We start from the raw sequence: 24,060 nt of genomic DNA on the forward strand, positions 1-24,060 counted from the left end.
GAAACATCAATGATAACCCAGAATTATAGATGAATAAAATGCATCAAATACAAAATGAAGTACTACCCGTATAAAAATAACCATTGTAAGCTTGAATGCAGCGTAACAAAATTCAAGATGAAGTCCACTCGATACACCCAAAGGATAATGTGCCTATCCCCACTTCTCAACTATCCGAATTTCAAATATGATAACCTTATGAGCAGCTCTAAAGACTCATAATGCGCTGACCTCTTGGCAGCGACTTCATATTTAATTTTTTTTGGAGGACTTGATCCATGCGACAGGTACCTATAATGTGTTTCGCGTTCCACTATAATGCTTACTCTTTTTTATTGAGGAGAAAAGCATGAAAATTCATGATTTCAAACGTAAAAAAGAAGAACACCAAAAAATTTCAGTGATCACTTGTTATGATTATCCTTCTGCCTGCATTGTAGCTGAATCAAATATAGATTGTGTACTCGTCGGAGATTCTGTAGCTATGGCAGTTCATGGCCATGAAACAACCGTTACTGCGACCATGGAGATGATGATACTTCATACCCAAGCTGTAGCACGGGGGCTGAAACAACAATTTTTAATTAGTGATTTGCCCTTTTTATGCCATAAAGGTTCTCTGAGTCACACTGTAAACAATGTAAAAAGCTTATTACAGGCAGGTGCGCAGGCCGTGAAAATTGAAGGAGCGGATGCAGATACCTGTCAAACGATTTCTTATCTTGTGAAGGCGGGTGTGCCCGTTATAGGACATATCGGTTTAACCCCTCAATCCATTCATCAATTAGGGGGTTATAAAGTGCAGGGAAAAAACAAAGAGCAAGCAGAACAACTTATTGAGCAAGCTCGTCAGTTAGAGACGGCTGGATGCTTTGCCCTAGTCATCGAATGTGTTCCCCAACAGCTCGCGCTGACAATAACTAATTCAATAACTATACCTACTATTGGTATTGGAGCAGGTTCTCATACTGACGGCCAAGTGCTTGTCTGGCATGATATGCTTGGTTTACAAACAGAGTTCAATCCTAAGTTTGTCAAACGATACCTTCAGGGTAAAGAAATTCTATTGACTGCATTAAATGCTTACGCCCAACAGGTTCAACAAGTTAGTTTTCCAACAGCGGAACATTCATTTTAATTTGAAATTGAGCAGAATAATTCTTCCTAAATTTTTATCAATAAGAATTGTTCTGACTCATCTATGAAACTGTAGGAATAGGATCTGGATAAAGCTATGGCAAACCCTTATTCGTCACTTCATTCAGGTCCTATTCAGATGGTAACCCTATTCAGGAGTAACTCATGAAAATTTTTCACGATCTAAAAGAATGGATAAGTTTTCGTAGGACTTTATCCGCTCAATCCACTCTAGGCTTTGCCCCAACTATGGGTAATTTGCATGCAGGTCATGCATCTTTGTTTTTAGCCAGTCGAAGAGAGAATCACTACACTGTTTCCAGTTTATTTGTAAATCCTACCCAATTTAATCAAACCGAGGACTTTAAAAATTACCCTCGAACATTAGAAGCGGATCTTAAAATTATGGAAGATACGGGTGTCGATTTTTGCATTCTTCCCAATGAACACTCAATGTATGCGGATGAATACAACTATCAAGTGAGTGAACACCAACTTTGTCAACTCATGGAAGGGACCCATAGACCGGGACATTTTAATGGGGTATTAACGGTAGTTATGAAACTTTTGAACTTGACTAAACCTCATCGGGCCTATTTCGGTGAAAAAGATTACCAACAATACTTATTGATTCAAGGTATGGTTCATGCTTTTTTTATGGATATTGAAATTAAAGCATGTCCGACGATCCGTGAACCGAGTGGATTGGCTTACAGTTCACGAAATAACCGTCTCAATCAAGATCAAAAAGCTCTAGCTGAAGAGTTTGCCAAAATATTTCAGTACAAAGAGCTCACATGTGAGCAAATCATCGAAAAGCTAACTCAAAAAGGGATTATGGTAGAGTATGTGGAAGAACATCACGATCGACGTTTTGCTGCCGTACGAATCGACAACATACGCTTGATTGATAATTATTTATTAAGGTAAGGCCTATCATAAACGCCTGGGTAAAGCGAAGCGAAACCCAGGCTGATTATTATAATAATTCCGGAAGCACTTCTGGGCTTTCTTCAGGAGCACGTTGCTGAGCCACTTGTGGGTATGACCTACCAAGTGCAGTGGATTGGGCAGGAATACCAGCCCAATGGGTATTTTCAGGTAAACGTTCACCCTTCATTAATAAAGAGAGACTACCCAAAGAAGAATTATTCTCCATCAAGGTGTTATAGAGAACAATTGAACCAACACCCACATTACACCCAGAGCCAATAGTAACATTCGAAACTTTAAATATTCTATCCTCGTAGAGATGAGTTTGAATTATTGTCTCTGCATTAATACATACATCATCACCAATAGTAATCAGATCAAATTCAGAAAATTCAGCACTGTCTGTGAAAACCCTCTTCCCCGCTTTAGTTCCTAAACAACGATGCACCCAAAGTGCAAAAGGAGTGCCTAAAACTTTATTGGTCCAATGCGGATTCGTATAATAGTTGTACGAATATTCGATCACATCATTCTTCCAAATAAAAGGATCCCATATAGGCTTGGTTAAAGGTTTTAATTTACCTAACATTATCCATTTTAAGCCAACCAATACTCCAACAAGACAAACCGTAATAAACATTTCTACGGGTGGGAGAACCAATGCGGTCACAAGCCAGGAGTATTCACTTAACATGTAATCCAAGACATACAACATATTAAATAATGCTATTAATGAAAATGTCGAGGGTAAAATAACACGTATCAACTCAATAAATAGGCGCATGAAATAGAGTTTTTTGGAGGGATAAAAGGTCTCTTTATCAGAAAAGCCAACAAAAAGCTCGCGCTTCGGTAAAAACACAGCAGGTGAACCAAGCCAAGCAGAATGAGGTTCTGATGCCCTGCCGTCAGATGGGGTCACCGACAAACATCCTAATAGAGCACCCTCGCCAATGGATTTGCCCGCCGATAATAAACTAACATTTCCTACAAAGCCTCTACGTCCAATAGAAACCGGGGCAAAAGAAATAAAACCATTATAAACACCTGGCCAAGCTAGAGCGACAGAACTGGCGGTGAAACCACCTTCATCTATAGTGACTAGATCAGGAATAATATGAGGGGTTTCCCCCATTTCTACGCCCTTACCTAATTTTGCTCCGAGTAATCTTAAAAAAGCAGGCATAAACAAGGTATCTGCCATAATCGAGATTTCATCCCCATCCAATAATTTCACTATCAACCAATGACGGAAGTAATAAAAGCTCTTTAAAGGATAATTGCCGGGTTTTATCTTATCTAAAATGATTTTTTTACAGAGTACAATGCATAAATAATATAGCCCTAAAAATAAGATCGCCCCTAAAGGTATGGCAAAAAACATTGTGGTGAAATAATGACTCTGATCGTAGTAATAGCTAATCAATGAGATTGAGGGAATTAAGCATAAATAATAAACCCCCATGACAAAAACAACGCCTAAGTAATGCAAAATACCAAAAAGGGTATTTTCCAACAGGGTAGATTCTTCAATCGCAACTTTCTTCCGAGTAATGTGATCTGCGGGAATAGTACCTGGCACTGCTGGGGATCCTGCAAAATAAGATCCTTGAGGAATTAAGCCTTGATCAGGCAGCATGGACATTTCATCTAAAACAGCATAATCTTCAAGTTGTGCATTTAACCCAACTACTGCACGTGAACCAATATAACAATTATTGCCTATACTGATGGAACCTATTTTTAACCAACCATCCTCAATGATATAACCATTAAGTCTACTGTCCGCACCAATCGAAGTGTTATCCCCTATGGTTAACAAATCATGAGCAGAGATCTGCATCGACCCTAGATAACAATTTTTACCTATTTTAGCTCCTAGTAAGCGATAATAAATACCAGCCAAGGGCGAACCCACTAAAAACTTAGCTAAAAATAAATTCTTTTGCAGCCTTTGCACTAACCACCAACGATAATAGAACCATCCCCAAAGTGGATATTCGCCAGGTTTAATGCGTCCCAGTAAAATCCACTTCAAACCAATCGTAATAAATAACGAAATGATTGGCATGGACAAAAACAAGCCTAGGAAGGCGAGCTGTAATTCTCTAGATATAATTGAATATTCAGAGCTAACCCAGCTGTAACATAAAATAACAGCCAATAGTTGTAAGGTTCCCACTGCATATTGCAATAAACACCCAAAAAATTGACCTACACCGCATAAATAATATTTCCATTGTGGCACTTTGTATTTTTTCTTGGGTGCTTGTTGCTCATCGGTTTGTGGATTAAGGCAAGGATCATTAAACTTCTGTTCTAATAGTTGAATTGTTGGATTTTTATATAAATCCAGAATGGAAATATTTTTTAACACCGGTATTTTGCGTAAATTAGATATGACCTTTGCTGCATGTAAGGAATGTCCACCCAAATCATAGAAAAAGTCTGCACTTATTGAAATATTTTTACAATCAAATACGTTTTCCCAGGCGCGAGCGATTTCTTTTGCAAGCTCAGACTCAGGTGCTATATAAACTCTCTCTGATTTTTGCACGGGTTTAGGAAGCTCTTTGCGATTCACTTTACCGCTGGCTAAAACTGGAAACGTTTCCAAAATTTCAATTAGCGATGGAAGCATATAATCAGGTAAGCGCGACCTCAAAAATGATTTAAATTCATTTACATCAAAGGCATTTTTAATATCAAGGATTAAATAAGCTACAAGTGTCGGTTGCTCAAGGGTTTGCAAAGAAACCACGGCTTGTTTTATGCCAGTATATTGCATGATTACTGTTTCAATTTCGTTTAATTCAATACGAAATCCACGCAACTTGATTTGATCGTCTATTCGTCCAGCGAAGAGAAGATCACCATTAGGAGCTCTTGAAACTAAATCCCCTGTTCGATATAAGCGCTGTTTGTGATTTAACGGATTAAAAACAAATTTCTTTGCAGTATCTTCGGGGCGATTGACATAACCACGAGCCAAAGCAACTCCAGCAATACACAACTCGCCTTCTTCTCCTTCAGCTACTTCTCGTAATTGTTCATCAACAATGAGAACTTCATAACCGGGCAAGGGTTTACCAATGGTAACCTCTTCCTTAGGGTTACATTCTGCATAAGTAGCAATAATGGTTGCTTCCGTGGGACCGTAAGTATTAATTATCCGCAGCCCTTCTCTACTCCAACGCTTCACCAAACTGGAGGGGCAAGACTCTCCGCCTAAAATAAGTATGCGGAGATCAGGTAATTGTCCTTCTAGAGTAGACAATAACGTAGGGACGGTTGAAAAAACACTAACTCGATGTTGTTGTAAGAAGGAAACGAGACCTAAGCCTGAGCGAACTTCTTTAGCAGTACAAGCAACCAGGGTGGCACCATTGGCAAAAGCCATCCAAAATTCTTCCAAAGAAGCATCAAATGCCAAAGAAAAACCTTGATATACCTTATCATTACTCTTTATATCATATAGTTTGCTCGCAACTTCAACATAGTGACAAATACTACGCTGAGTAATTTCAACTCCTTTAGGTTTTCCAGTTGAACCTGAAGTATAAATGATGTAACACAAGTCATTAGCCGTTAAATCTTCTTGAAGAATTAATCGCTTTGTTGGGTATCGAGAAATTTCTTCGGCCAATTGATCTATTGCATAATAAGTTGGCCATTCCAAATTTTTCTGGGCTAATTGTAACGAGGAAGTTAAAACTGCATCAAAGGGTAGATCAGAAAAAATATAGTTAATTCGTTCGTTGGGATAATCTACTTCAATAGGTACATAAGCTGCACCCGTTTTTAATGTCGCCAATATAGCAATATAGCATTCTATCGATCGCTCTAATAGAATGCCTACAATGCTACCCTTGGAGATTGTATTTTCGTGGAGATAATGGGCCAATTGATTAGCGCGATGTTCTAACTCCTGATAGGAAATAAATGAATTATCGCAAATCAAAGCAATATTGTCTGAACAATTATCAACAGATTGCTCAAAGAAGTGATGCAATTTCATAGTGTTATGACCGGATGAGAAACTCAAATTGGGATAGGCTCCTAATAATTGGTAAATTTTCCACAACTTGATTTGTTTTGTCGTCTACTTTTAATAAAAAAGCGAGTAAGAACTTAAATCACTCAATATATTATATTTAACTCTAGAGTAAAAGACTTATGGAAAAAACACAGAAAACAGAAGCAAGATTATTTTTTCGGCATTATAATTCTTTATTGTTCAATAATCGAGCCCCTCGCTACGAGTTTTAATGATTTATTCCATAACTCTCTAAAACATTCGAAAGAAGTGAAGCAAAATAATTTAAGTGGCACTCCGGGGTTTATATTGCTTCCCCGGCTCCTCTATTTCGTTTAGAGTAAATTATTTTCCCAAAACCTCTTGCAAGAAATTGCTCATTGCTTGCCATGAACGTTGCGCAGCAACTGAATTGTAAATCGTTCCTAATTGGGTATCATGTGCCAAGGGGTTAGTAAACGCATGTTGCACATGTCCATACATATGCATTTGCCAATCTACATGCGCATCTGTCATTTCTTTGCAAAATACATGAACTGTATCGGGTTTAACCATAGGATCGTCATAACCATGTAACGCTAGAATTTTAGCTTTGATCGGTTCAGATTTTATAGTTCCAGGTTTGTGCAGCAAACCATGAAAACTAACTACACCTTTGACAGCTGCTCCAGATCTAGCCAACTCAAGAGCACACATTCCTCCAAAACAAAAACCAATAATTGCAACTTTCTTACTATCAACCTCAGACATAGAGCAAACAGCAGTCAATCCAGCTTGAACACGACGTCGTAATAGAGCCTGATCAGAAACTAAAGGGGTCATTAACGCCTGTTTCTCTTCTGTAGTGGAACCCAGTTTTCCCTGCCCATACATATCTACAGCGAAACCCACATAACCCATCTTGGCTAATAATTTTGCCTTGTCGCACGCAAATTCATTGCGACCAGACCAATCATGGACAACGAGCACAGCAGGACGTGGGCCTTCCGAAGAATTGTCATAAGCAACAAATCCATGGAGCTCCTGTCCATCATCATGATAAATATAATTTGAAGTATGCATCTCAAGCTCCCGAAATAAACCCGAATTAACGTTTAAAAGCTCTAGTTTATAAAATTGAGCTAAAGAGATAAAGTGATGAAATACATTAAGTTCTATTGAGTCTCCATAACAGCATTTACCATTTTCCCTCCTTTCTTTCTTAATGTAAAAAAGTTCACAGCCAGCAACCCGCCAAAAGCAAAAAACTAAACTATTCTGTTGACAAAATGTTTTATTTTTGGTGCTACAATTAAAGTAAACTCTTAAGGGGATATAATTATGATCACTTCATCATTAATCCGTGTACGAGATATTTTACATGCCCAATTGTGTTATCAAGCCTTTATTACTCCTATTTTTTTTCCTTTGGAAAAGGAGTACCGAGATTTTGCCAAACTGGCTTGTGAGTTTATCGAGGGAAGACGTACTGAAGTAATTCACCAGGAATTTCCTCGGCACCATGTGTTGCATCGTTTTGTACCCCAAAAGAACTCAAAAGGGAAAAAAATACTGATTACTCACGGATGGATATCCCGTGCCGCCTATATGGCACGCATAATCCAGGCGCTCCATCAGCAAGGTTATGAAGTATATGCACTTGATTTTCCCGCACATGGAGAGGCAAAGGGGTTACAACTACCGTGGACAGATGCGGTTGCTATTCTGAAAGACACCATTAATCAACATGGGCCTTTTTATGCCGTTATTGGACATTCTTTTGGTGGCTCAATGCTACTCAACACGCTCAATGTAGCAGGTCAACTTCCTGAATGGCAATTAGAGCATAAACCAGAGCGCGCAATTTTAATTGCATCACCCACGCAGATGCGCAGCCCTGTTAACCGGATGGCAAAAAAATTTAAACTAAGCGGTCATGGTTATCTACAGTTACGTCAGGTTATGAAGCAACAAGCCCAATTTGATATTAAATTAATACGCTTACACCATTTCATAGCTCAATCTCCTGATATCTCTTTTCTATGCATTCATGGAGAGTTAGATAATACAATTAGCACAAAAGAATCTATCGAGTTTTGTAAAAAATATCCAAATTCTAGGCTTTGCTTACTTCCTGACGCGAACCATGTAAGTGTTTTATTGGATGAACGAGTGGGGCCATTGGTGTGTGATTTTTTGGATAACGTAGATGTGGTAAATCGTAGCGAAAATCAAGAAATCTATGATAAAACCTGAGTTTCGCTTTGCTTCACTCAGGCTACAAATATGGCATGTATTCAGGATATATAGGACGATTCTGCATGCAATGAGGGTGCTCTAAGAATTGAGAAGTTATGCGCTTTCTATATATTGTCGCAGCTTTTTCATGGCATTTTTTTCAAGCTGTCGGACCCGCTCAGCGGATACGCCGTATTTTTTAGCTAAGTCGTGTAATGTTAGCTTTTCTTCAGCTAACCAACGTTGCTGTAAAATATCCTGGCTACGCTCATCTAACTGATCCAGGGCAAACATGAGTTGTTCACGCCCGTGATCCCCAGCATTTTCCTTTTCCAATAACACAGAGGGGTCGTCATTCGCATTAAATAAGTAACGCTCTGGAGCTGTATAAAACTCATCCTGCTCATCGGCGTCAGGAGCATCATAAGGTGTATCCATCGCGTTCAGGCGTTGTTCCATAACTAACACGTCTTCGCGGCTTACACCCAGATCATTTGCGACAGCATTCACCTCTTCATTGCTCATCCAGCCTAAACGATTTTTCATTTGGCGAAGATTAAAAAATAATTTACGCTGCGCTTTGGTTGTTGCAATTTTAACAATACGCCAGTTGCGTAAAACAAACTCATGGATTTCTGCTTTTATCCAATGCACTGCAAAAGAAACAAGCCGTACGCCCATCTTTGGATCGAAGCGTTTTACCGCCTTCATCAAACCAATATTACCTTCCTGAATTAAATCGTTTAGAGGTAATCCATATCCTAAATAACCACGGGCAACTCGGACCACATAACGTAAATGCGCAAGAACCAATTGGCGTGCAGCCTCAAGATCTCCTTCAGTATGAAAACGCTCAGCGTAAGCGATTTCTTCCTCTAAGGATAACATAGGAATTTGATTGACCCTGTGAATGTACGAATCAAGACTGCCCACAGGTAAATTCATTTCGGCAAGTTGCAAATACTGACTCATGCTTCTTCCTTTAAAAATTTCTCTGTAAAAACACGATAAAAGAACAAACTCATAATTGTGGTTCAATGGAAGCCAATTGTCGTTTTACCGATAAACGTGCCCCCATCCATCCTAGTATAATTGCAAATAAAACAAGTAGCAAGATCTGGCGAATTGACAGCCCTGTTAATGGATAGTGCATTTGATAAGCAACGGCCAACTGGTTCACCGCAGCTCCCAAGCTGAAAATAAAAATATTAACCATAAAGACCGAAAAAATAGCACCTAAAGCACCGTACCAAATCCCTGAATATAAAAAGGGCCTGAGAATAAAAGGATCTTTTGCTCCAATTAACTTCAAAACCTGAATTTCTTCTTGTCGACTATGAAGGGCCAAGCGCAGTGTAGTGCCTACAATCATAATAACTGCCATTGCCAATAAAGCCAATAATGCATTGGCAAACTTGGCCGCAAAACCTAAAAGAGCATGCAAGCGACTTATCCACTCCATATCCACTTTGGCATTGTCTACTTGAGTTATGGTCTGTAATTGACGTGCCAGTAAATCTAATTTTGCTGGTGAATCAATGATTAAAGCCGGAACCACATCCACCACTGCGGGTAGAGGATTTTCCGGAAGATAACGCATAATATCCTGCATCCCTTCTTGCTGAATTAATTCAGACAAACCCTCAGAGGAGGTTTTTAAGGAAACTTGAGCTACACCATCAGTTTTACGTACTTTTTCCAAGACCACTTGTTGTTCTGAATCGGATAATCCTGGCTTTAAATAAAGAGAGATGTGCCCGCCACGCTGCCAACTTGCGGTTAGTTGAGACACGTTATCCGAAAACACCCAAAAAAGAGCGGGTAAGGCCAAGGCAATGGCAATCACGATGGAGGTCATCATGGTGGCCAAGGGTTTACGACATAATGAATTTAAACTCTGTATCGCTGCCTGCAGATGGTAGGCCAGGATTGATTGTGCTCGTCCTAACACATTCGTCCCCCTTTAAGCATGACAATACGGTGTTTCATTCCTGCAATTAATGGCAAATCATGGGTGGCAATAAGGATGCTAACACCCACTTGATTAAATTGCTCAAAAATAGCCATGATCTCGGTTGAAAGTTTGGGGTCAAGATTTCCGGTAGGTTCATCAGCCAATAACAAGGCAGGTTTATGTACCACGGCGCGTGCAATTCCTACGCGTTGCTGTTCACCACCTGATAAATGGATAGGAAGCATTTTTTCCTTGCTTAATAGACCAACCATATCCAGAGCTGCATGGACTCTTTTGGCAATCATGGGATAAGCCATGCCTTGAATTTGTAAAGGTAAAGCTACATTATCAAATACAGTGCGATCATTTAGTAAATAGGGTGATTGAAAAGTGATGCCCAATTGACTGCGATGTGCTGCAACGTCACGTTTTTTTAATTGGTTCAAACGCAAACCATTTACTGTTAATTGACCGGAAGTGGGCCATTCCAAAAGAGCAATCAATTTAAGCAGGGTACTTTTCCCCGCCCCTGAATGCCCAGTAAGGAAAGCCATCTCTCCTTTCTGCAAGGAAAAATTCACCTGGCTTAACGCTTCGAAACCACCAGGATAGCGTTTAGTCACTTGGTCAAATGTGATCATTAAATAGTGCACCAACAAATTGCTCTGCATCAAAGGGGCGTAAATCCTCTATCCCTTCACCAATCCCTATGTAACGAAAGGGTAATCTAAGTTCATTAGCAATAGCAAACAAAATACCGCCTTTAGCTGTACCATCTAATTTAGTCATGGTAATTCCGCTCAATCCAATTGCTTCATGAAATTGTCGTGCTTGCACTAAAGCATTCTGCCCTATACTTGCATCCAATATCAACATTGTTTCATGAGGAGCCTCAGGACATAATTTCTGCAATACACGTTTTACTTTTTTTAATTCCTCCATCAGATTACTTTGAGTGTGCAACCGGCCTGCAGTATCGGCGATTAAGACATCTATTTTACGTGCTTTTGCGGCTTGCAGGGCATCAAAAATTACCGAAGCACTATCCGCTCCAGTATGTTGAGCAATTACCGGGATATCATTTCGCTCTCCCCAAACATGCAATTGCTCCACTGCAGCCGCTCTAAAAGTATCACCGGCTGCCAACATAACTTTTTTACCTTGCTGCTGAAATTGCTTAGCCAGTTTTCCTATGGTAGTGGTTTTACCTGCACCGTTTACCCCTACCATTAAGAGAACAAAAGGAGAATGGTCGGCAGTTTCTACAGTTAAGGGCTGATTATTTTGGGTTAATATCGCTTGCAAATGAGATTTAAGGGCTTCATAAACAGCATTTCCATCAGATAACTGTTTACGAGCTAAACTATCGGTCAACTGTTTTAATACAGTTTGAGTTGTCTCTACTCCCAGATCAGCACTAACTAAAAGAGTCTCTAGCTCATCTAATAAGTCTTGGCTAATTTCCTTTTTACCTAACAACAAGCGGCCAATCCCGTCACCAAGCTGGTGACGAGTTTTACTTAATCCTTTTCTGAAACGTGCAAAAATACCTTCCTTTATAGGCTCTTGTTCCTGTTCTGTTACTTCTACAGGAGCTGGAGACAACGAGTCAGCAGGCTTTTGTGGATCGGCCTCCGCGGAGGTAGAATCATGACTGCGTTTGAACCATTTAATCATATAGTGTACAAATCCTGAAAAATATGAAATTCTATCATCTTTTTTACTTTGAGGTTAAGTTGTGCGCAAAATACTATTTACTTTACTCATGGTACTATCTTGCCAGACCTTTAGCCAAGTTCAAGAGTTTACATTGAATAATGGATTAAAAATATTGGTAAAAGAAGATCATCGAGCGCCGATCGCTGTTTCCATGATTTGGTATAACGTAGGATCGGCGGATGAACCCGGTGGTATTACAGGGGTCTCGCATGCGATGGAACACATGATGTTTAAAGGAACCCCAAAATTTCCTTTAGGGGTATTTTCCAAAATTATAGCGGCAATTGGTGGCCAAGCAAATGCTTTTACCAATAATGACTACACAGCTTTTTTCGAAAAAATAGATGCTTCAAAACTTGCTACCAGTTTTGAGCTGGAAGCCGACCGCATGAATCATTTGCTTCTAGATACAAATGAATTCGGCAAAGAAATTAAAGTAATCCAGGAAGAGCGACGTCTTCGAACAGATGATAATCCACAAGCACTGGCTTTTGAGCGCTTTCTGGCAACGGCGCATCTTAGTGCTCCCTACCACCATCCGGTTATTGGCTGGATGAGTGATCTACAGCATATGTCCGTTGAAGATTTGCGAGAATGGTATAAAAAATATTATGCGCCTAATAATGCAACCTTAGTGGTTGCAGGAGATGTTAACCCAGAGCAAGTTCGGACTTTGGCAGAACATTATTTTGGTGCTATACCCAAACATCCCATTCCTGAGCGTAAATTGCAAAATGAACCACCCGCCTTAGGTCAAAAGATTGTTCATATTCAAGGCGCAGCCAAATTACCGTTGCTCATGATGGGTTACTCCGTTCCCAGTGTAAAAACTGCTAAAAAAGAATACGAGCCCTATGCTTTGGAAGTCATTGCTGGAATTTTAGATGCCGGTGAAAGCGCTCGTTTTTCCAAAAATTTGATTCGTGGAACGCATATCGCCACAGGTGCGGATACCTATTATAATCCATACACGAGATATCAAACCCAATTTATTGTATATGGTTCTCCCAGTCAAAATCATACTTTAACGGATTTGCAAAATGGGCTTCTTAAGGAATTGGATGATTTGAAAAAAAATCCGGTGAACGAGGTAGAATTGCAACGCATCAAACATCAAATCATTGCCCAGAAAACTTTTGAAAAGGATTCAATTTTTGGCCAGGCCTCCGAATTGGGTCTCTTAGAAACCATTGGGATCGGGTGGCAAAAGGCAAACGATTATACTAAAGCGATCAATGCAATTACCCCACAACAAGTTCAGGAAACCGCCCAGCATTACTTTCAAGAAAAAAACATGACGACAGCAATATTAGAACCTCAACCACAAAGGGCAGCATCATGAGAATTTTTAGCGCATGTATTATGGCATTGATGATCGGACTGTCACACACAACGACAGCAAGCACGTTCAAAACGGAAAAATGGCTTACCAAAAACGGCGTTCAGGTCGTGTTTTATCCTGCTATGGAAGTGCCCATGCTTGATATCAGCCTCGCTTTCGCGGCAGGTTCAGCATACGATGAAAACCAATTTGGCTTAAGTGCCTTAACCAGTCGCGTAATGAACCAGGGCAATGCGGGTCAAGATGCAAACCAAATTGCTGAGTCCCTGGCCGATGTGGGAGCTCAATACAAAGCAGAGATCAACCGAGATATGGTGATATTTAGTCTCAGAACACTCGTTGATCCAGAAGCGTTGCCCAAAGCAGCGACCACTTTTGCACAAATTATTAACCATCCAGATTTTCCAGATGAAGCGTTTGCAAGAGAAAAAAAACAATTATTGATGACCATTGAACAACGCCAAGAATCCCCTGAAGAAATAGCTAATCTTCATTTTTTCCAAACCTTATATCAGCAACACCCCTATGCGCATCCTGTCAATGGTACTGCAGAGACAGTTAATGCCATTAACATGAGTCAAGTAATTGAATTTAATAAACGTTATTATGTTGCAAAAAACGCTATTTTAGTAATGGTAGGCGCAATTAATAGTGAAACAGCCCATCAACTTGCCGATCAACTGACTCAAGAACTTCCTGAAGGACATTCTGCTCCCCCTATTCCCCCAGCCACTCAATTAACCCACGCCGATACAGTAAAGATTCCATTTCCTTCTACTCAAACTGTGATCCGCCTTGGCCAGATAGGGATTGATCATCATGCACCCAATTACTTTCCTCTTATCGTAGGAAATTATATTTTAGGTGGTGGTGCATTAGTGTCTCAACTTGCTATTGAAGTTAGAGAAAAAAGAGGCCTGACCTACGGTATTGATAGTCAATTTGTTCCCATGTCCGGAAAAGGTCCCTTCCTCATCAGTTTATCAACAAAAAATAATCAAACTCAAAATGCCTTAGAGATCATTCAAAACGTGTTGCGAACTTATATTAATAAAGGTCCCACGGATGAAGAACTCAATGCTGCAAAACAATATCTCACTGGCAGTTTTCCCCTTTCTTTATCGGGTAATCGCAGCATTGCAAATATTTTATTACGGATTGCTTTTTATCATTTACCCGAAGATTTTCTCGATACATACACTGCCCGTATTAATGCAGTGACTAAAGAGCAAATAAAACAGGCATTTCAACAACAAGTTAATCCAGATAAATTACTATTACTTACCGTGGGTAAATCGTGAAACAAATCATTCGTATTATCGGCGGATTATATCGAGGAAAAAAATTACATGTTCCAGATGTAAAAGGACTCCGTCCCACTCCAGATCGGGTTCGCGAGACTTTATTTAATTGGCTCATGCATGACATCCGAGATGCTCGCTGTCTCGATCCGTTTGCAGGAAGTGGTGCCTTAGGTTTTGAGGCATTTTCTAGAGGAGCAGCACGAGTAGTTTTTCTTGAGCAATCGCCCAAAGCGTATACCAATTTACAGAAAGTAATCACTGAGTTTAACAGTCCAAAACTCAAATCATTGAGAACAGATGCACTTCAATATCTTCAGGGCCACCAAGAAGAGTTTGATATCATTTTTCTGGATCCTCCTTTTGCTCACAATCTCCTACCTCAATGTATTTCCTATATAACAAGAAGTAATGTCCTTAAACGTGGAGGTCTTGTTTACTTGGAATCTCCTACAGTTATTGACTTGGATGAAACGCAGTGGCGTCAAATAAAACTCAAAAAAGCAGGACAAGTAGTTTATGCTTTATTTGAAAAACTAAATTAATTTGTGATCTGCGTGCGACGAATAAAATCTAGCGCATTCGAGACACGAATGACGAATTTAGCTTCGCTGCGTCTAGGCTACGATGAGATAAGGGACGAAAATTTTGCAAAATTATTTCCGTTTAAATTCATATAATTCCTCATTTATAGGCTTGACAAGGAGCTTAGCTCCTGTTTCAATCAAACGAATATTTCCAGACATTAAAGAAGATTGAATGAACAATAAGCTTCTCATGCTATTTATTGCCTCAATCCTGCTTGTGGGTTGTAAACATGGTGGAGTACTCTTCAAAAAACCACCAGTTAACAATCCTAGCGACGATGCTACAATTAAATTAGCAGAAGCAGCGGTATCTGTAAGTGATTCCATGCATGAAATGGCGCGTGTCGAAAAAGAAATTTTACCACCACATAAAGACAATACGCTCACGATACCTAATGCATACAACTTACAAGCCAGAGCAAGTGTGGATTGGTCAGGTCCAATTGAAGAGTTAACTGCCCGTATTGCTAAATCAGCTCATTTCCGACTACGTGTATTAGGAAAAGCACCTTCAATTCCTGTTTTAATTAGTCTTAATATTAAAGATCAAAGTTTAGCTGAAATCCTGCGTGATATAGATTATCAAGCGGGTAGAAAAGCTTATATTCATGTTTATCCTAACAGTCAGGTTGTTGAATTACGCTATGCCAAAATTTATTCCTAGCTTAATAGTTGTTGTATTAACTGCTTCGTTGCTTGCATGCCACTCCTCAAAATATATGGGTGATACTGGCTCTTTAGCAGGAATACAAGCTATGGCAAATGTAAATGTTAAGCAAAGGAATAAAAAACAGAACGGTAAAATTCGCCAAATGGCTTTAAAAGAAACAGCTCTAAGCCTTGGCGCACAAGCAGGTTTAGCCTGGCGAGCAAAAGTTATTGATGAGCACTTGATCAGACAATCGCGAAGACTCGATGCCATTTATGATTTCAATTCCCTGATTCTGGAACACAATATTCTACCCCCTGTACTCTTGGAAGGTAGAAATACGCTCAATCTTGCGGATTCGCAAACCATTCGCATTTCGGACCGTACTTATCGAGTTGCAAAACAGGCCCACTTTGTTACCACTCCACCAACTTGGCGCCAATATTTATGGCTCGATTATGTTAAACCAGAATATCCACACTACACCTTATTGCCTAAAACCAAAGTAGAGAAAAAAATATGGTGTATCTACACGGCCAAAGGTTGGAAAAATGGTATTGATCAAGCAAATACCATTCTCGAAGAAAATATTGCGCGAATTAAAGAAGATTTTGGTGGAATGATCCTTTATAGAAAATTATTAGCAATGAATATGGTAACTCCTCCTTATGTCTCTCATACTGATTTGGGAATTACAGGGGATGCCTCCGAAATCCATATCGATGATCGCGTATTGAGAATTACTGCCTTACCTGCTCTAAATGTAAACAGTGACCAATGGCGGGCAGCGGTTTCTAAAGATGAAAATGCTTTAGAGCAATTCAAAAACATGGAAAAATTGGCAAATCGTTCTAAAATTATAATAACTGATAAATCTTGGCAGCCTACAATAGCTCCAATTAACGATAACAATAGAATCCACTGATACGAAGTATGAATAATAATGTTTATTTAATGTCCGATGAACCCACGCGTTTTACTCCACTTTTCATGGATAAAATGTTGGAACACACTGAGCGTCTCAATGCTTCGGACATAACAATCCAAACTGGCGAACCTATTTATGCAGAGGTTTATGGAAAATTATTACGAATCACTAATCGTCGTTTATCAAATACCGAACTGGGTGATTTAATTAATGCGATATATGGGCCCAACGCCACAACTCAGCTTCTTTCGGGTAAGGATATCGATACCCACTATGAATTTCGTCCTAATCGGGGCGTTCGTTACCGTTATCGGGTAAATGGAACCGCGTGTCTTGTAGAAGGACATGATGCAATCCAAATTACTTTAAGAACCATCCCCACAACTCCCCCGCGGCTTGAAACCATGAATCTGCCCGATAATATACTTCAGGCAATCGCCCCTCAAGAAGGCATCGTATTTATTACCGGAGCAACCGGTTCTGGGAAATCAACATTATTGGCCTCTATTATCCGTGAGTTGATCGAAACAGAAGACTCCAACCGTAAAGTACTCACCTATGAATCACCCATCGAATTTGTCTATGATGAAATTGAGACCATTTCGGCTGTGGTAAGCCAATCAGAAATTCCTCGGCATTTACCAAGCTTTGCTGATGGAGTACGAAATGCTTTGCGGCGCAAACCTCGTTTAATCATGGTTGGTGAGTGTCGTGATGCAGAAACAATCAGTGCCGCATTAGAAGCAGCACTTACTGGACACCCTGTCTATACTACCTTACACACTTCGGGGGTTGCCGAGACCATGCGTCGGTTGGTGACTTCATTTTCTGGTGAAGAGCGATTAGGAAGAACTATTGATATTCTAGAAACCATTAGACTGTGTATTTGGCAAAAACTTGTCCCTACCGTAGATGAAAAAAGGGTAGCATTACGGGAGTATCTCGTATTTGACGAAGAAGTCCGCGATATTTTACTTGAAAGTGATCCCAATGATGTTACTTCGGCTACCCGTAAATTAGTTCGCCAAAAAGGCCAACTTATGACTTGGGATGCGAAAGCAAAATTCGAACAAGGTATTATCAGTGAACGAGTTTACAAATTAATTATTGCTGGTGCTAAGGAATACCAACAATAAGAACCTTTAAGAAAACGATTATGTTGACTGATTTTATCCATCAGGTGTTATTTTAGCTATAATTTAAGTAAGGGTATTTTTTATTACCAACACTAGGAATTATATGCTTGATCCTGTTGTACTCTTAGACGCCTCATTGAGAGACGGAGGCCATCGAACTAATTTTAATTTTGATGACATTCAACTCGAAGAAATCCTTCGCCCTCTTGATAACTCAGGCATTGAATATATTGAAATAGGCTATCGCAATGGCACTTTTACACCTCTCCAAGTAGGTCGAGCGGGCTGGTGCGCCAAAGATTACCTGCTTCTATGTCGTTCTTTGATTCAAAGAGCAAAAATGGCCGTAATGGTTTTTCCAAACAATCTCTCTCAAACCGATCTGATAGAGCTAAAAGAATGTGGCGTCGATTTATTAAGAATCTGCTTCGCTAAAAACGAACCTGCATCTGCGTTGTCTAAGATAAAAATGGCAAAAGAGGCAAACCTGGAAGTCTCGGTTAATTTAATGTGCATTTCTTTTTACAAAGATAATGAACTGGATGATTCCCTCAAAAAAATAAGCGAATATGCCCCTGATATTATTTATTTTGCTGATTCAAACGGCAGTTTACTCCCCACTCGTACCCAAGAAATTTACGATAGGTATATTCATAAATATCCTTTTCAATTTGGTTTTCATGCTCATGACAATCTTGGTCTTGCGCAAGCAAACGCCCTGGCAGCAATGAGTTCCGGAGTTCGCTTTATCGATGCATCCCTTGCAGGTATGGGTAAAGGTATTGGTAATTTAAAAACTGAATTTTTTGTTGCTTATTTACATTCAATCCAATTAAAAAAATATAAACTAGATAGGATCTTAGAAGCAGCAAATTTTGTCCGAAGCTCTTTAAAAATAGGTCAAGAGCCTGTTGAAATGTCGGAATTTATTCGCGGAATTTCTGATCTATCGATTGTGAACGCACCTAAATAATTGCGTTATCGATATAACTCATATTTTATACCCATATTACACAAGTGTTTAGGCTAAGGATTAGTCATATTGATTGATTCTTGATGGTCTTCAGCAACCGTCGCGATCAAGGCATCAGAAGATTTACTATTGGGTTTGTCCAAATACCCTTTGGCGAGAGCTTTTAGATCTGGATTGTCAGGATCCTTTTCTATGGCTTTTTCTAATTGCTGAATTTTTTTATCTCTCATGTCACTAGTGAACTCTTTATAAGTTTGTTTCACTTCATTACGTACTTCTTGTGTCACATGGTCAAAACCACCTTTGCGATTGGCTTCCTGACAGAGAAGGACTCCATGAATATTAGCGCGCGTGTTTGCAATGGTACAATTATCATATTTCTGGGGTTTTTGATTGATAATACTAACCGGATCTTTACCTTGAGTAACCTGATTAATGTGTTCCATGATTTGAGCATGGGATTTTCCATTATCATGACCACTCATTACCTGATTTATAAAATCTGGAGTGATTTTCTTCGTATTTACTTCATAAATATGGGTTCCATGTTTTCCTGCTGCACCTTCGCCACGGTTGGTAAACACTAAATAGGTTTTATCTGGATTTCCTTCGACTGGCACAAAAGATAATCCCATGGCGTGCCCTTTGCAATTTATAGGAACACTGGTTACTTCACCTGATTGTATTCGTTTAGAAAGTGCATTGCCGGCTTCGGGACTTCCTTCGGGAGTACTATATTGAAAATTAGCAGTTTTATTTGCAAAAGCAAAGGCATCTGCAATTTGTTTGAAGTCCCCTTTTGCAGGTTCTTTACTATAGCTCTGACTATATTCCTTGACCGTATCCGTCATCAATTGGTATGTAGGTCCAATATGAGCTCGCTGGGAGGAAACACCATCTTGGCTGGTCATTACTATACCTAATACCAGACCAAATTCTTTAACTGAATGTAACTTATCCGAAGCGGATGGAGCATAACCCTCAGGAGGAGCAATTATCTGTTGCTGAAGGGCTTCTTGTCCCCGTTTACTACGTATGGCGATATCGTATTCTTCGAGTGCTTGAGCATCATATTCGGCACCCGAATCGAGCAAAAATCTTACTACTGTGAAATCTTGTTCTTGCAGCGCTTGCACTAGGGGGGGCTGTCCCCGGGCATTTTTTGCATTATTTAAAGCGGTAGGAAGATCAGGATAGCCACTGCTTGTGGCAATTTCTTTTAATGGAGTTTTATGGTCAAATTGCGCTTCTAAGATTGTTCCACGTCTATTTTGCAGAAAAAGAAACAATTCTTGCATGAATCGCTCTTCATCCATTTTTGCTTTTTGCAAAACATTAAGCTTATCTTGAGCCAAATCTGAATGACTCGTTATAGTACTTTGAGGAGCAGATAATTCAACCATGATAAAAACTTATTTAAGTGTTTATTTAATATACAATTATAACATATGGGCAAATACTTTTCTGCCCAATGTACAACAAATTCTTTGCTCCTGAAGAAAAAACACCCCTTTTCCTAGTGCCTCTTACTTGGTTATTGGCATATCGGTGCCGCCCAAGTCCTGATTGGAGCTACTACTCTTTTTTTTTGACGATTTACCTTTAGATTTTCCCTCGTTACCACCACCCTCACCATCAGAGCTCTGTGTAGAATTACCTCCTTGAAAATCAACATTACCACCACCACCGCCTTTGCCCAGAAGCCCTTTGGCCATCCCAACACCTTTCACACCATATCCACCCAAAGTCTTATCGATTTGACCCTGTGCGGTTTGGGTTTCTTTTCCTGCTTCTTGGGTCTTACCTTTTACTTCCTCACCCCATTGGGAAGCTTCCTGGCCTATGCTTTCAGGAGTGCCGCCTATCCATCGCAAGACTTTATCGGGTAGATAGGTTATTAGGGTAAATGCTTTTTGTATAATCGTTAAATATAGGGTGGTATAGGTTAAAATTGAGAAGAAGAAGGCATAAATTCCGGCCCAATCTGTATAACTTACTCCTCCGATTCCACTACCTGAGGAAGATGGAGATGAGCCCAAAAGTCCTTCGACAAGAACAGAATTATCGGTATGCTCCTGTTGCATGAAGGACACAGCCTGATCATAACCTGCATTTAAAATCCAAACGCCCACATAAGAGAGTGCAATAGCAGTAATATAACCAATGATCATCATGGAAGGTCTTAGGAAAACATTCACTAGAATCATGATTGCTGCCTCACCTTTACCAAAGGCATCATGTCCTTCAGGATGGGTTACTCCCAACGCGACGATCGGTGCTGCAACCATCGCCTCGATAACGGAAATCAACCAACCTAAAGCACCAAAAGTAAAAATCACATAGGGCAGCAACGGAATGTAATAAGCTGTAGTAAAACCGACACTGACCATTACGCCAACCCATGCAATTACTAGCGGCATCGCCAAGGACATCATCGCAAAAATAAAGATACCAAAGACTGGAATTAAAGCGCTGGAAATTGCCATATTTAACAACATCATCCATAAATTACCGGCAAAATTAATGTAATAATTCCCCATATTTGCCAAGGCAACAATTGGATTAACTCCAGGTTCAGCAAGAATCTTCACCCCCTGTTGAAAGATATTTGCCATTCCCTGTAATGGGATCATTAAAAATGCCATAACCACCTGATTGATAATCTGGCCAAATATGTCAAGAAACAGATTATATATAGTCACTAAAATGATGTTATAAAATATATTTCCAAGAATTTGCCCTAAGCAAATTGAAAAGAACGGTTTAACTTCACCACAAGAAAAATTTTGCCGCTGTAAACGATACAAATCAGTATTAATCGCGAAATTAATTGAATTAGCAAAAGTAAGTGGCTTAACTCCAGGTTGACCAGGAGTTTGCATCATTAATGCATTGTTTATATACCCGTAGGTCGTAGATGAAGGAGCACTTCCTACGGCAGTCATATTGGAAGACAAAGAAGGTTTTTTAGGTGGAGAAGTACTAGTAATTAAGGCTTGTACATTTTGTATTTTTTGTAATCCATCACTGCTTGCACCTAACCAGGTACACAAGGCAGTAAAGTCCTTATCTTTCATATTTCCTGGACCACAGGTGACGGTCTTACCATCAGAGCTTATAACAAATGGACTAGCCATCGCGGTGGGATCAAATGAACTTGAATCCAGCCCTGTCTTTGAATCGACTTGCCCGGCATTTTCTATGGATGAAGTGCCCTGAATTTGTACCAGATTAAAGAAATAAGCACCGGCCATTATCCATCCTTGGGTGGTAGCTTTGTTGATAAACTCAGTGGATTTATTCTTATCTGATGATTGAGAAATAAGACGGGCGAGATTAACCGTGGGCATCATAATACCATTATAATCGTTAATCGCATTGATAATTTCTGCACCGTTAAATAGAACTCCCCCGACTGTTGAACCTTGTACCGGCCCCCAAATCACACATTTATCTTGTGAGGCAGTACCGCTGTTATAACTAGTACAAACTGTGCCATTTTCCTTATAAGGGACACCAAATTGTTGCATTGCGACTGGAGAAAAAGGATTGGTAGTATTCGTATTCGTAGTTGTAGACAGTTGTGGATCATTACTGACCATAGATCGAGATACTGAGGTTAAGTCCATATACATTTGTTGGACTGCAATGCCTCTTGACATTTGCGTCGCTGCAATCTCTGCTGGGGTTAAGGTGTTATTTCCAACCTTCACATTATTCCCTGCACTAGGTGTCGCTTGAAACTGTTGACTACCAAATTTGGAGTTCAGGGTGCTAATATTATTCCAGACGATGCTGCCACAAATCCCGTTTAAAAAACTATAAGGTGAACTGGAGTCAAAATTCGGCATGCTTACATTCCAAGACGAATTTGTTGGCGAAGCATTTTGAACAGCTACTGCATTAACTGAACTTAAAAAATCTGGGACTACAGTGGAACAAAATTTCTGCATTGAGCTACCCTGTTCAGCAGAGTAACAGGCTCCTGATTGTTTGGATTGAGCATCAAGAAGATCTTGGCGGGTATTTTCCAGTTGTCTTTGTATGCCGAGCATACAAACCTGTCCAGCAAGCATATTTACCGCCCCAGTAGCAATGCCCGCTATTCCGGATGTGCTGGAATTCTCAGTCAAGGATGCGGTAGGATTTATTTGCTGGGCTTGGATAATAACACCACCCCGATTCAAATAACTTAGTGCAGCATCCCATACTTTATCTGCTGCACCAACTCCTTGTACAACAATCCACATGACAAAAATTTGCATTAAGCAATAGCCAGAGGCTTTGGGTATTAATAAAGCCAAACCGAGCGTGGAACGGATTGGAATCCAGATTGAAGACCATTTTTGGCCCAACATCTGCCCTTCGTGAGCAGTATTCATGGTGGAAACTATGAGGGTATACATAATAATAATACCCCCTAATGCCAAAACTGCAGCATTAAATACTGCAAACATGCTTCCCATGATTTGGCTACCAGTACCGCTTAAAACTCCATCAACAACACCAAATAAATTACCGAGAAAGACAACAGAATAATCACTCGCAGGAGGGGCAAAACTTAAAGAACCATCGGCTAAAACCAGACCAGGAAACACCAGGAGAAGTAACGTTATCAACAACTTATTCATTTCTTTCCCCCAACAACCCCTTTCGATACCATTCATTAAAGGTACATCCTAACTTACGATTCTTTATTTGATAGTACCAAAAGTGATAACGAAAGGCTAAAACCAATGCAATTAAAGTTACAACAATGCTTACAAGAAACGCTTTTAATGAACCATAGAAAAGCTGAAATACGGCATATCCCATAATCAAAAGAGCGGCAAATACCATAATAATACTCAATCGGAATAGAGATTTTTGTTTGCTAAGTATACTTTCGTCGGTCAGATTCAAATGTTTCACTGCATCGTCGAAGGACTCACCCTGAACTTTTTTCTGTGGGACAAATAAACGTTTAAAACCATTTACCAAATACAGGGTAAAGGCCTTCATTCGATCCCAATCAAACCACCTACGGACATTAATTATTCTTCTGAGCAGATTACCAATTCTTGACTGCTTTTTCATATTTTTTACTTCTTTCTTTTCTCTTTCATAATATACTATAGTAGTAAGTAATGATTTCGTCCATCCGCTAAA

The 24,060-nt window shown here is 39.7% G+C and carries 19 protein-coding genes; 10 read left to right on the top strand and 9 right to left on the bottom strand.

Annotated elements, in window-relative coordinates; genetic code table 11:
* Positions 1 to 349 precede the first annotated feature (349 nt).
* Together panB and panC are read left to right on the top strand one after the other, a co-directional pair.
* Entirely contained in the window at positions 350 to 1,138 is a 789-nt protein-coding gene (gene panB, locus ACWTE2_RS12830) for a 3-methyl-2-oxobutanoate hydroxymethyltransferase (RefSeq protein WP_454785647.1), read from the top strand.
* A gap of 164 nt (positions 1,139 to 1,302) precedes the next feature.
* Complete coding sequence (panC, locus tag ACWTE2_RS12835; RefSeq protein WP_454785648.1) at positions 1,303 to 2,067, top strand: pantoate--beta-alanine ligase; 765 nt, start codon at positions 1,303 to 1,305, stop codon at positions 2,065 to 2,067.
* A 49-nt stretch (positions 2,068 to 2,116) separates the two neighbouring features.
* Here panC and ACWTE2_RS12840 read toward each other — a convergent pair whose 3' ends face one another.
* Positions 2,117 to 6,088, bottom strand: coding sequence for a Pls/PosA family non-ribosomal peptide synthetase (locus tag ACWTE2_RS12840; RefSeq protein WP_454785649.1), 3,972 nt, complete (start codon positions 6,086 to 6,088; stop codon positions 2,117 to 2,119).
* Positions 6,089 to 6,451: 363 nt separating this feature from the next.
* On the bottom strand, positions 6,452 to 7,168 hold the full coding sequence (locus ACWTE2_RS12845) for a dienelactone hydrolase family protein (RefSeq protein WP_454785650.1): 717 nt from the start codon (positions 7,166 to 7,168) through the stop codon (positions 6,452 to 6,454).
* Between the two features lie 258 nt (positions 7,169 to 7,426).
* On the opposite strand from ACWTE2_RS12845, the gene ACWTE2_RS12850 reads away from it, so the two are divergent.
* Positions 7,427 to 8,341, top strand: a complete 915-nt coding sequence (locus ACWTE2_RS12850; protein WP_454785651.1) for an alpha/beta hydrolase — start codon at positions 7,427 to 7,429, stop codon at positions 8,339 to 8,341.
* Positions 8,342 to 8,437: 96 nt separating this feature from the next.
* On the opposite strand, the gene rpoH is transcribed toward ACWTE2_RS12850, so the two are convergent.
* From rpoH to ftsY, 4 genes are read right to left on the bottom strand one after another with little or no spacing between them, the layout of a single operon-like run.
* On the bottom strand, positions 8,438 to 9,295 hold the full coding sequence (gene rpoH / locus ACWTE2_RS12855; protein ID WP_182392419.1) for an RNA polymerase sigma factor RpoH: 858 nt from the start codon (positions 9,293 to 9,295) through the stop codon (positions 8,438 to 8,440).
* 49 nt (positions 9,296 to 9,344) lie between these two features.
* The gene (gene ftsX / locus ACWTE2_RS12860) at positions 9,345 to 10,274 is read right to left on the bottom strand and encodes a permease-like cell division protein FtsX (RefSeq protein WP_454785652.1); all 930 of its coding nucleotides are present in this window, start codon (positions 10,272 to 10,274) and stop codon (positions 9,345 to 9,347) included.
* A complete protein-coding gene (ftsE, locus tag ACWTE2_RS12865; protein WP_182392417.1) occupies positions 10,268 to 10,918 on the bottom strand; it encodes a cell division ATP-binding protein FtsE in 651 nt (216 codons plus the stop codon). The genes ftsX and ftsE overlap by 7 nt, the downstream gene beginning before the upstream one ends.
* A complete protein-coding gene (ftsY, locus tag ACWTE2_RS12870) occupies positions 10,905 to 11,954 on the bottom strand; it encodes a signal recognition particle-docking protein FtsY (RefSeq protein WP_182392416.1) in 1,050 nt (349 codons plus the stop codon). Before ftsY ends, ftsE begins: the two co-directional genes overlap by 14 nt.
* An 88-nt stretch (positions 11,955 to 12,042) precedes the next feature.
* Between ftsY and ACWTE2_RS12875 the strand changes: the two genes are divergently transcribed.
* The 7 genes from ACWTE2_RS12875 to ACWTE2_RS12905 all read left to right on the top strand — a co-directional run bounded on the left by ACWTE2_RS12875 (position 12,043) and on the right by ACWTE2_RS12905 (position 18,912).
* Positions 12,043 to 13,338, top strand: a complete 1,296-nt coding sequence (locus ACWTE2_RS12875) for a M16 family metallopeptidase (RefSeq protein ID WP_454785697.1) — start codon at positions 12,043 to 12,045, stop codon at positions 13,336 to 13,338.
* Complete coding sequence (locus ACWTE2_RS12880) at positions 13,335 to 14,639, top strand: M16 family metallopeptidase (protein ID WP_454785653.1); 1,305 nt, start codon at positions 13,335 to 13,337, stop codon at positions 14,637 to 14,639. The genes ACWTE2_RS12875 and ACWTE2_RS12880 overlap by 4 nt, the downstream gene beginning before the upstream one ends.
* The gene (gene rsmD, locus ACWTE2_RS12885) at positions 14,636 to 15,184 is read left to right on the top strand and encodes a 16S rRNA (guanine(966)-N(2))-methyltransferase RsmD (RefSeq protein WP_454785654.1); all 549 of its coding nucleotides are present in this window, start codon (positions 14,636 to 14,638) and stop codon (positions 15,182 to 15,184) included. The genes ACWTE2_RS12880 and rsmD overlap by 4 nt, the downstream gene beginning before the upstream one ends.
* A gap of 214 nt (positions 15,185 to 15,398) precedes the next feature.
* A complete protein-coding gene (dotD, locus tag ACWTE2_RS12890; protein ID WP_182392412.1) occupies positions 15,399 to 15,890 on the top strand; it encodes a type IVB secretion system lipoprotein DotD in 492 nt (163 codons plus the stop codon).
* On the top strand, positions 15,871 to 16,800 hold the full coding sequence (locus tag ACWTE2_RS12895; protein WP_182392411.1) for a type IV secretion system DotC family protein: 930 nt from the start codon (positions 15,871 to 15,873) through the stop codon (positions 16,798 to 16,800). Before dotD ends, ACWTE2_RS12895 begins: the two co-directional genes overlap by 20 nt.
* A gap of 8 nt (positions 16,801 to 16,808) precedes the next feature.
* Positions 16,809 to 17,939: a Dot/Icm type IV secretion system ATPase DotB gene (gene dotB / locus ACWTE2_RS12900; RefSeq protein ID WP_454785655.1), complete on the top strand. Its 1,131-nt coding sequence runs from the start codon at positions 16,809 to 16,811 to the stop codon at positions 17,937 to 17,939.
* A 103-nt stretch (positions 17,940 to 18,042) separates the two neighbouring features.
* Positions 18,043 to 18,912 carry a beta/alpha barrel domain-containing protein gene (locus ACWTE2_RS12905; RefSeq protein WP_454785656.1) on the top strand — a complete coding sequence of 290 codons (870 nt, stop codon included), beginning with the start codon at positions 18,043 to 18,045 and terminating at the stop codon, positions 18,910 to 18,912.
* 53 nt (positions 18,913 to 18,965) lie between these two features.
* On the opposite strand, the gene ankD is transcribed toward ACWTE2_RS12905, so the two are convergent.
* From ankD to icmV, 3 genes are all read right to left on the bottom strand, one after another.
* A complete protein-coding gene (ankD, locus tag ACWTE2_RS12910) occupies positions 18,966 to 20,315 on the bottom strand; it encodes a Dot/Icm T4SS effector AnkD/LegA15 (protein WP_454785657.1) in 1,350 nt (449 codons plus the stop codon).
* 123 nt (positions 20,316 to 20,438) lie between these two features.
* Positions 20,439 to 23,543 (bottom strand): type IVB secretion system protein DotA, encoded by a 3,105-nt coding sequence (dotA, locus tag ACWTE2_RS12915; protein ID WP_454785658.1) that lies wholly within the window; start codon positions 23,541 to 23,543, stop codon positions 20,439 to 20,441.
* Entirely contained in the window at positions 23,536 to 23,988 is a 453-nt protein-coding gene (icmV, locus tag ACWTE2_RS12920; protein ID WP_454785659.1) for a type IVB secretion system protein IcmV, read from the bottom strand. Before icmV ends, dotA begins: the two co-directional genes overlap by 8 nt.
* Positions 23,989 to 24,060 lie beyond the last annotated feature (72 nt).

Source organism: Legionella nigrisilvae (assembly GCF_977063395.2).

Bases quoted from the DNA above. Each gene is read 5' to 3' on its own strand.
- panB (WP_454785647.1), top strand. From the start codon at position 350: ATGAAAATTCATGATTTCAAACGTAAAAAAGAAGAACACCAAAAAATT.
- panC (WP_454785648.1), top strand. From the start codon at position 1,303: ATGAAAATTTTTCACGATCTAAAAGAATGGATAAGTTTTCGTAGGACT.
- ACWTE2_RS12840 (WP_454785649.1), bottom strand. From the start codon at position 6,088: ATGAAATTGCATCACTTCTTTGAGCAATCTGTTGATAATTGTTCAGAC.
- ACWTE2_RS12845 (WP_454785650.1), bottom strand. From the start codon at position 7,168: ATGCATACTTCAAATTATATTTATCATGATGATGGACAGGAGCTCCAT.
- ACWTE2_RS12850 (WP_454785651.1), top strand. From the start codon at position 7,427: ATGATCACTTCATCATTAATCCGTGTACGAGATATTTTACATGCCCAA.
- rpoH (WP_182392419.1), bottom strand. From the start codon at position 9,295: ATGAGTCAGTATTTGCAACTTGCCGAAATGAATTTACCTGTGGGCAGT.
- ftsE (WP_182392417.1), bottom strand. From the start codon at position 10,918: ATGATCACATTTGACCAAGTGACTAAACGCTATCCTGGTGGTTTCGAA.
- ftsY (WP_182392416.1), bottom strand. From the start codon at position 11,954: ATGATTAAATGGTTCAAACGCAGTCATGATTCTACCTCCGCGGAGGCC.
- ACWTE2_RS12875 (WP_454785697.1), top strand. From the start codon at position 12,043: ATGGTACTATCTTGCCAGACCTTTAGCCAAGTTCAAGAGTTTACATTG.
- ACWTE2_RS12880 (WP_454785653.1), top strand. From the start codon at position 13,335: ATGAGAATTTTTAGCGCATGTATTATGGCATTGATGATCGGACTGTCA.
- dotD (WP_182392412.1), top strand. From the start codon at position 15,399: ATGAACAATAAGCTTCTCATGCTATTTATTGCCTCAATCCTGCTTGTG.
- ACWTE2_RS12895 (WP_182392411.1), top strand. From the start codon at position 15,871: ATGCCAAAATTTATTCCTAGCTTAATAGTTGTTGTATTAACTGCTTCG.
- dotB (WP_454785655.1), top strand. From the start codon at position 16,809: ATGAATAATAATGTTTATTTAATGTCCGATGAACCCACGCGTTTTACT.
- ACWTE2_RS12905 (WP_454785656.1), top strand. From the start codon at position 18,043: ATGCTTGATCCTGTTGTACTCTTAGACGCCTCATTGAGAGACGGAGGC.
- ankD (WP_454785657.1), bottom strand. From the start codon at position 20,315: ATGGTTGAATTATCTGCTCCTCAAAGTACTATAACGAGTCATTCAGAT.
- dotA (WP_454785658.1), bottom strand. From the start codon at position 23,543: ATGAATAAGTTGTTGATAACGTTACTTCTCCTGGTGTTTCCTGGTCTG.
- icmV (WP_454785659.1), bottom strand. From the start codon at position 23,988: ATGAAAAAGCAGTCAAGAATTGGTAATCTGCTCAGAAGAATAATTAAT.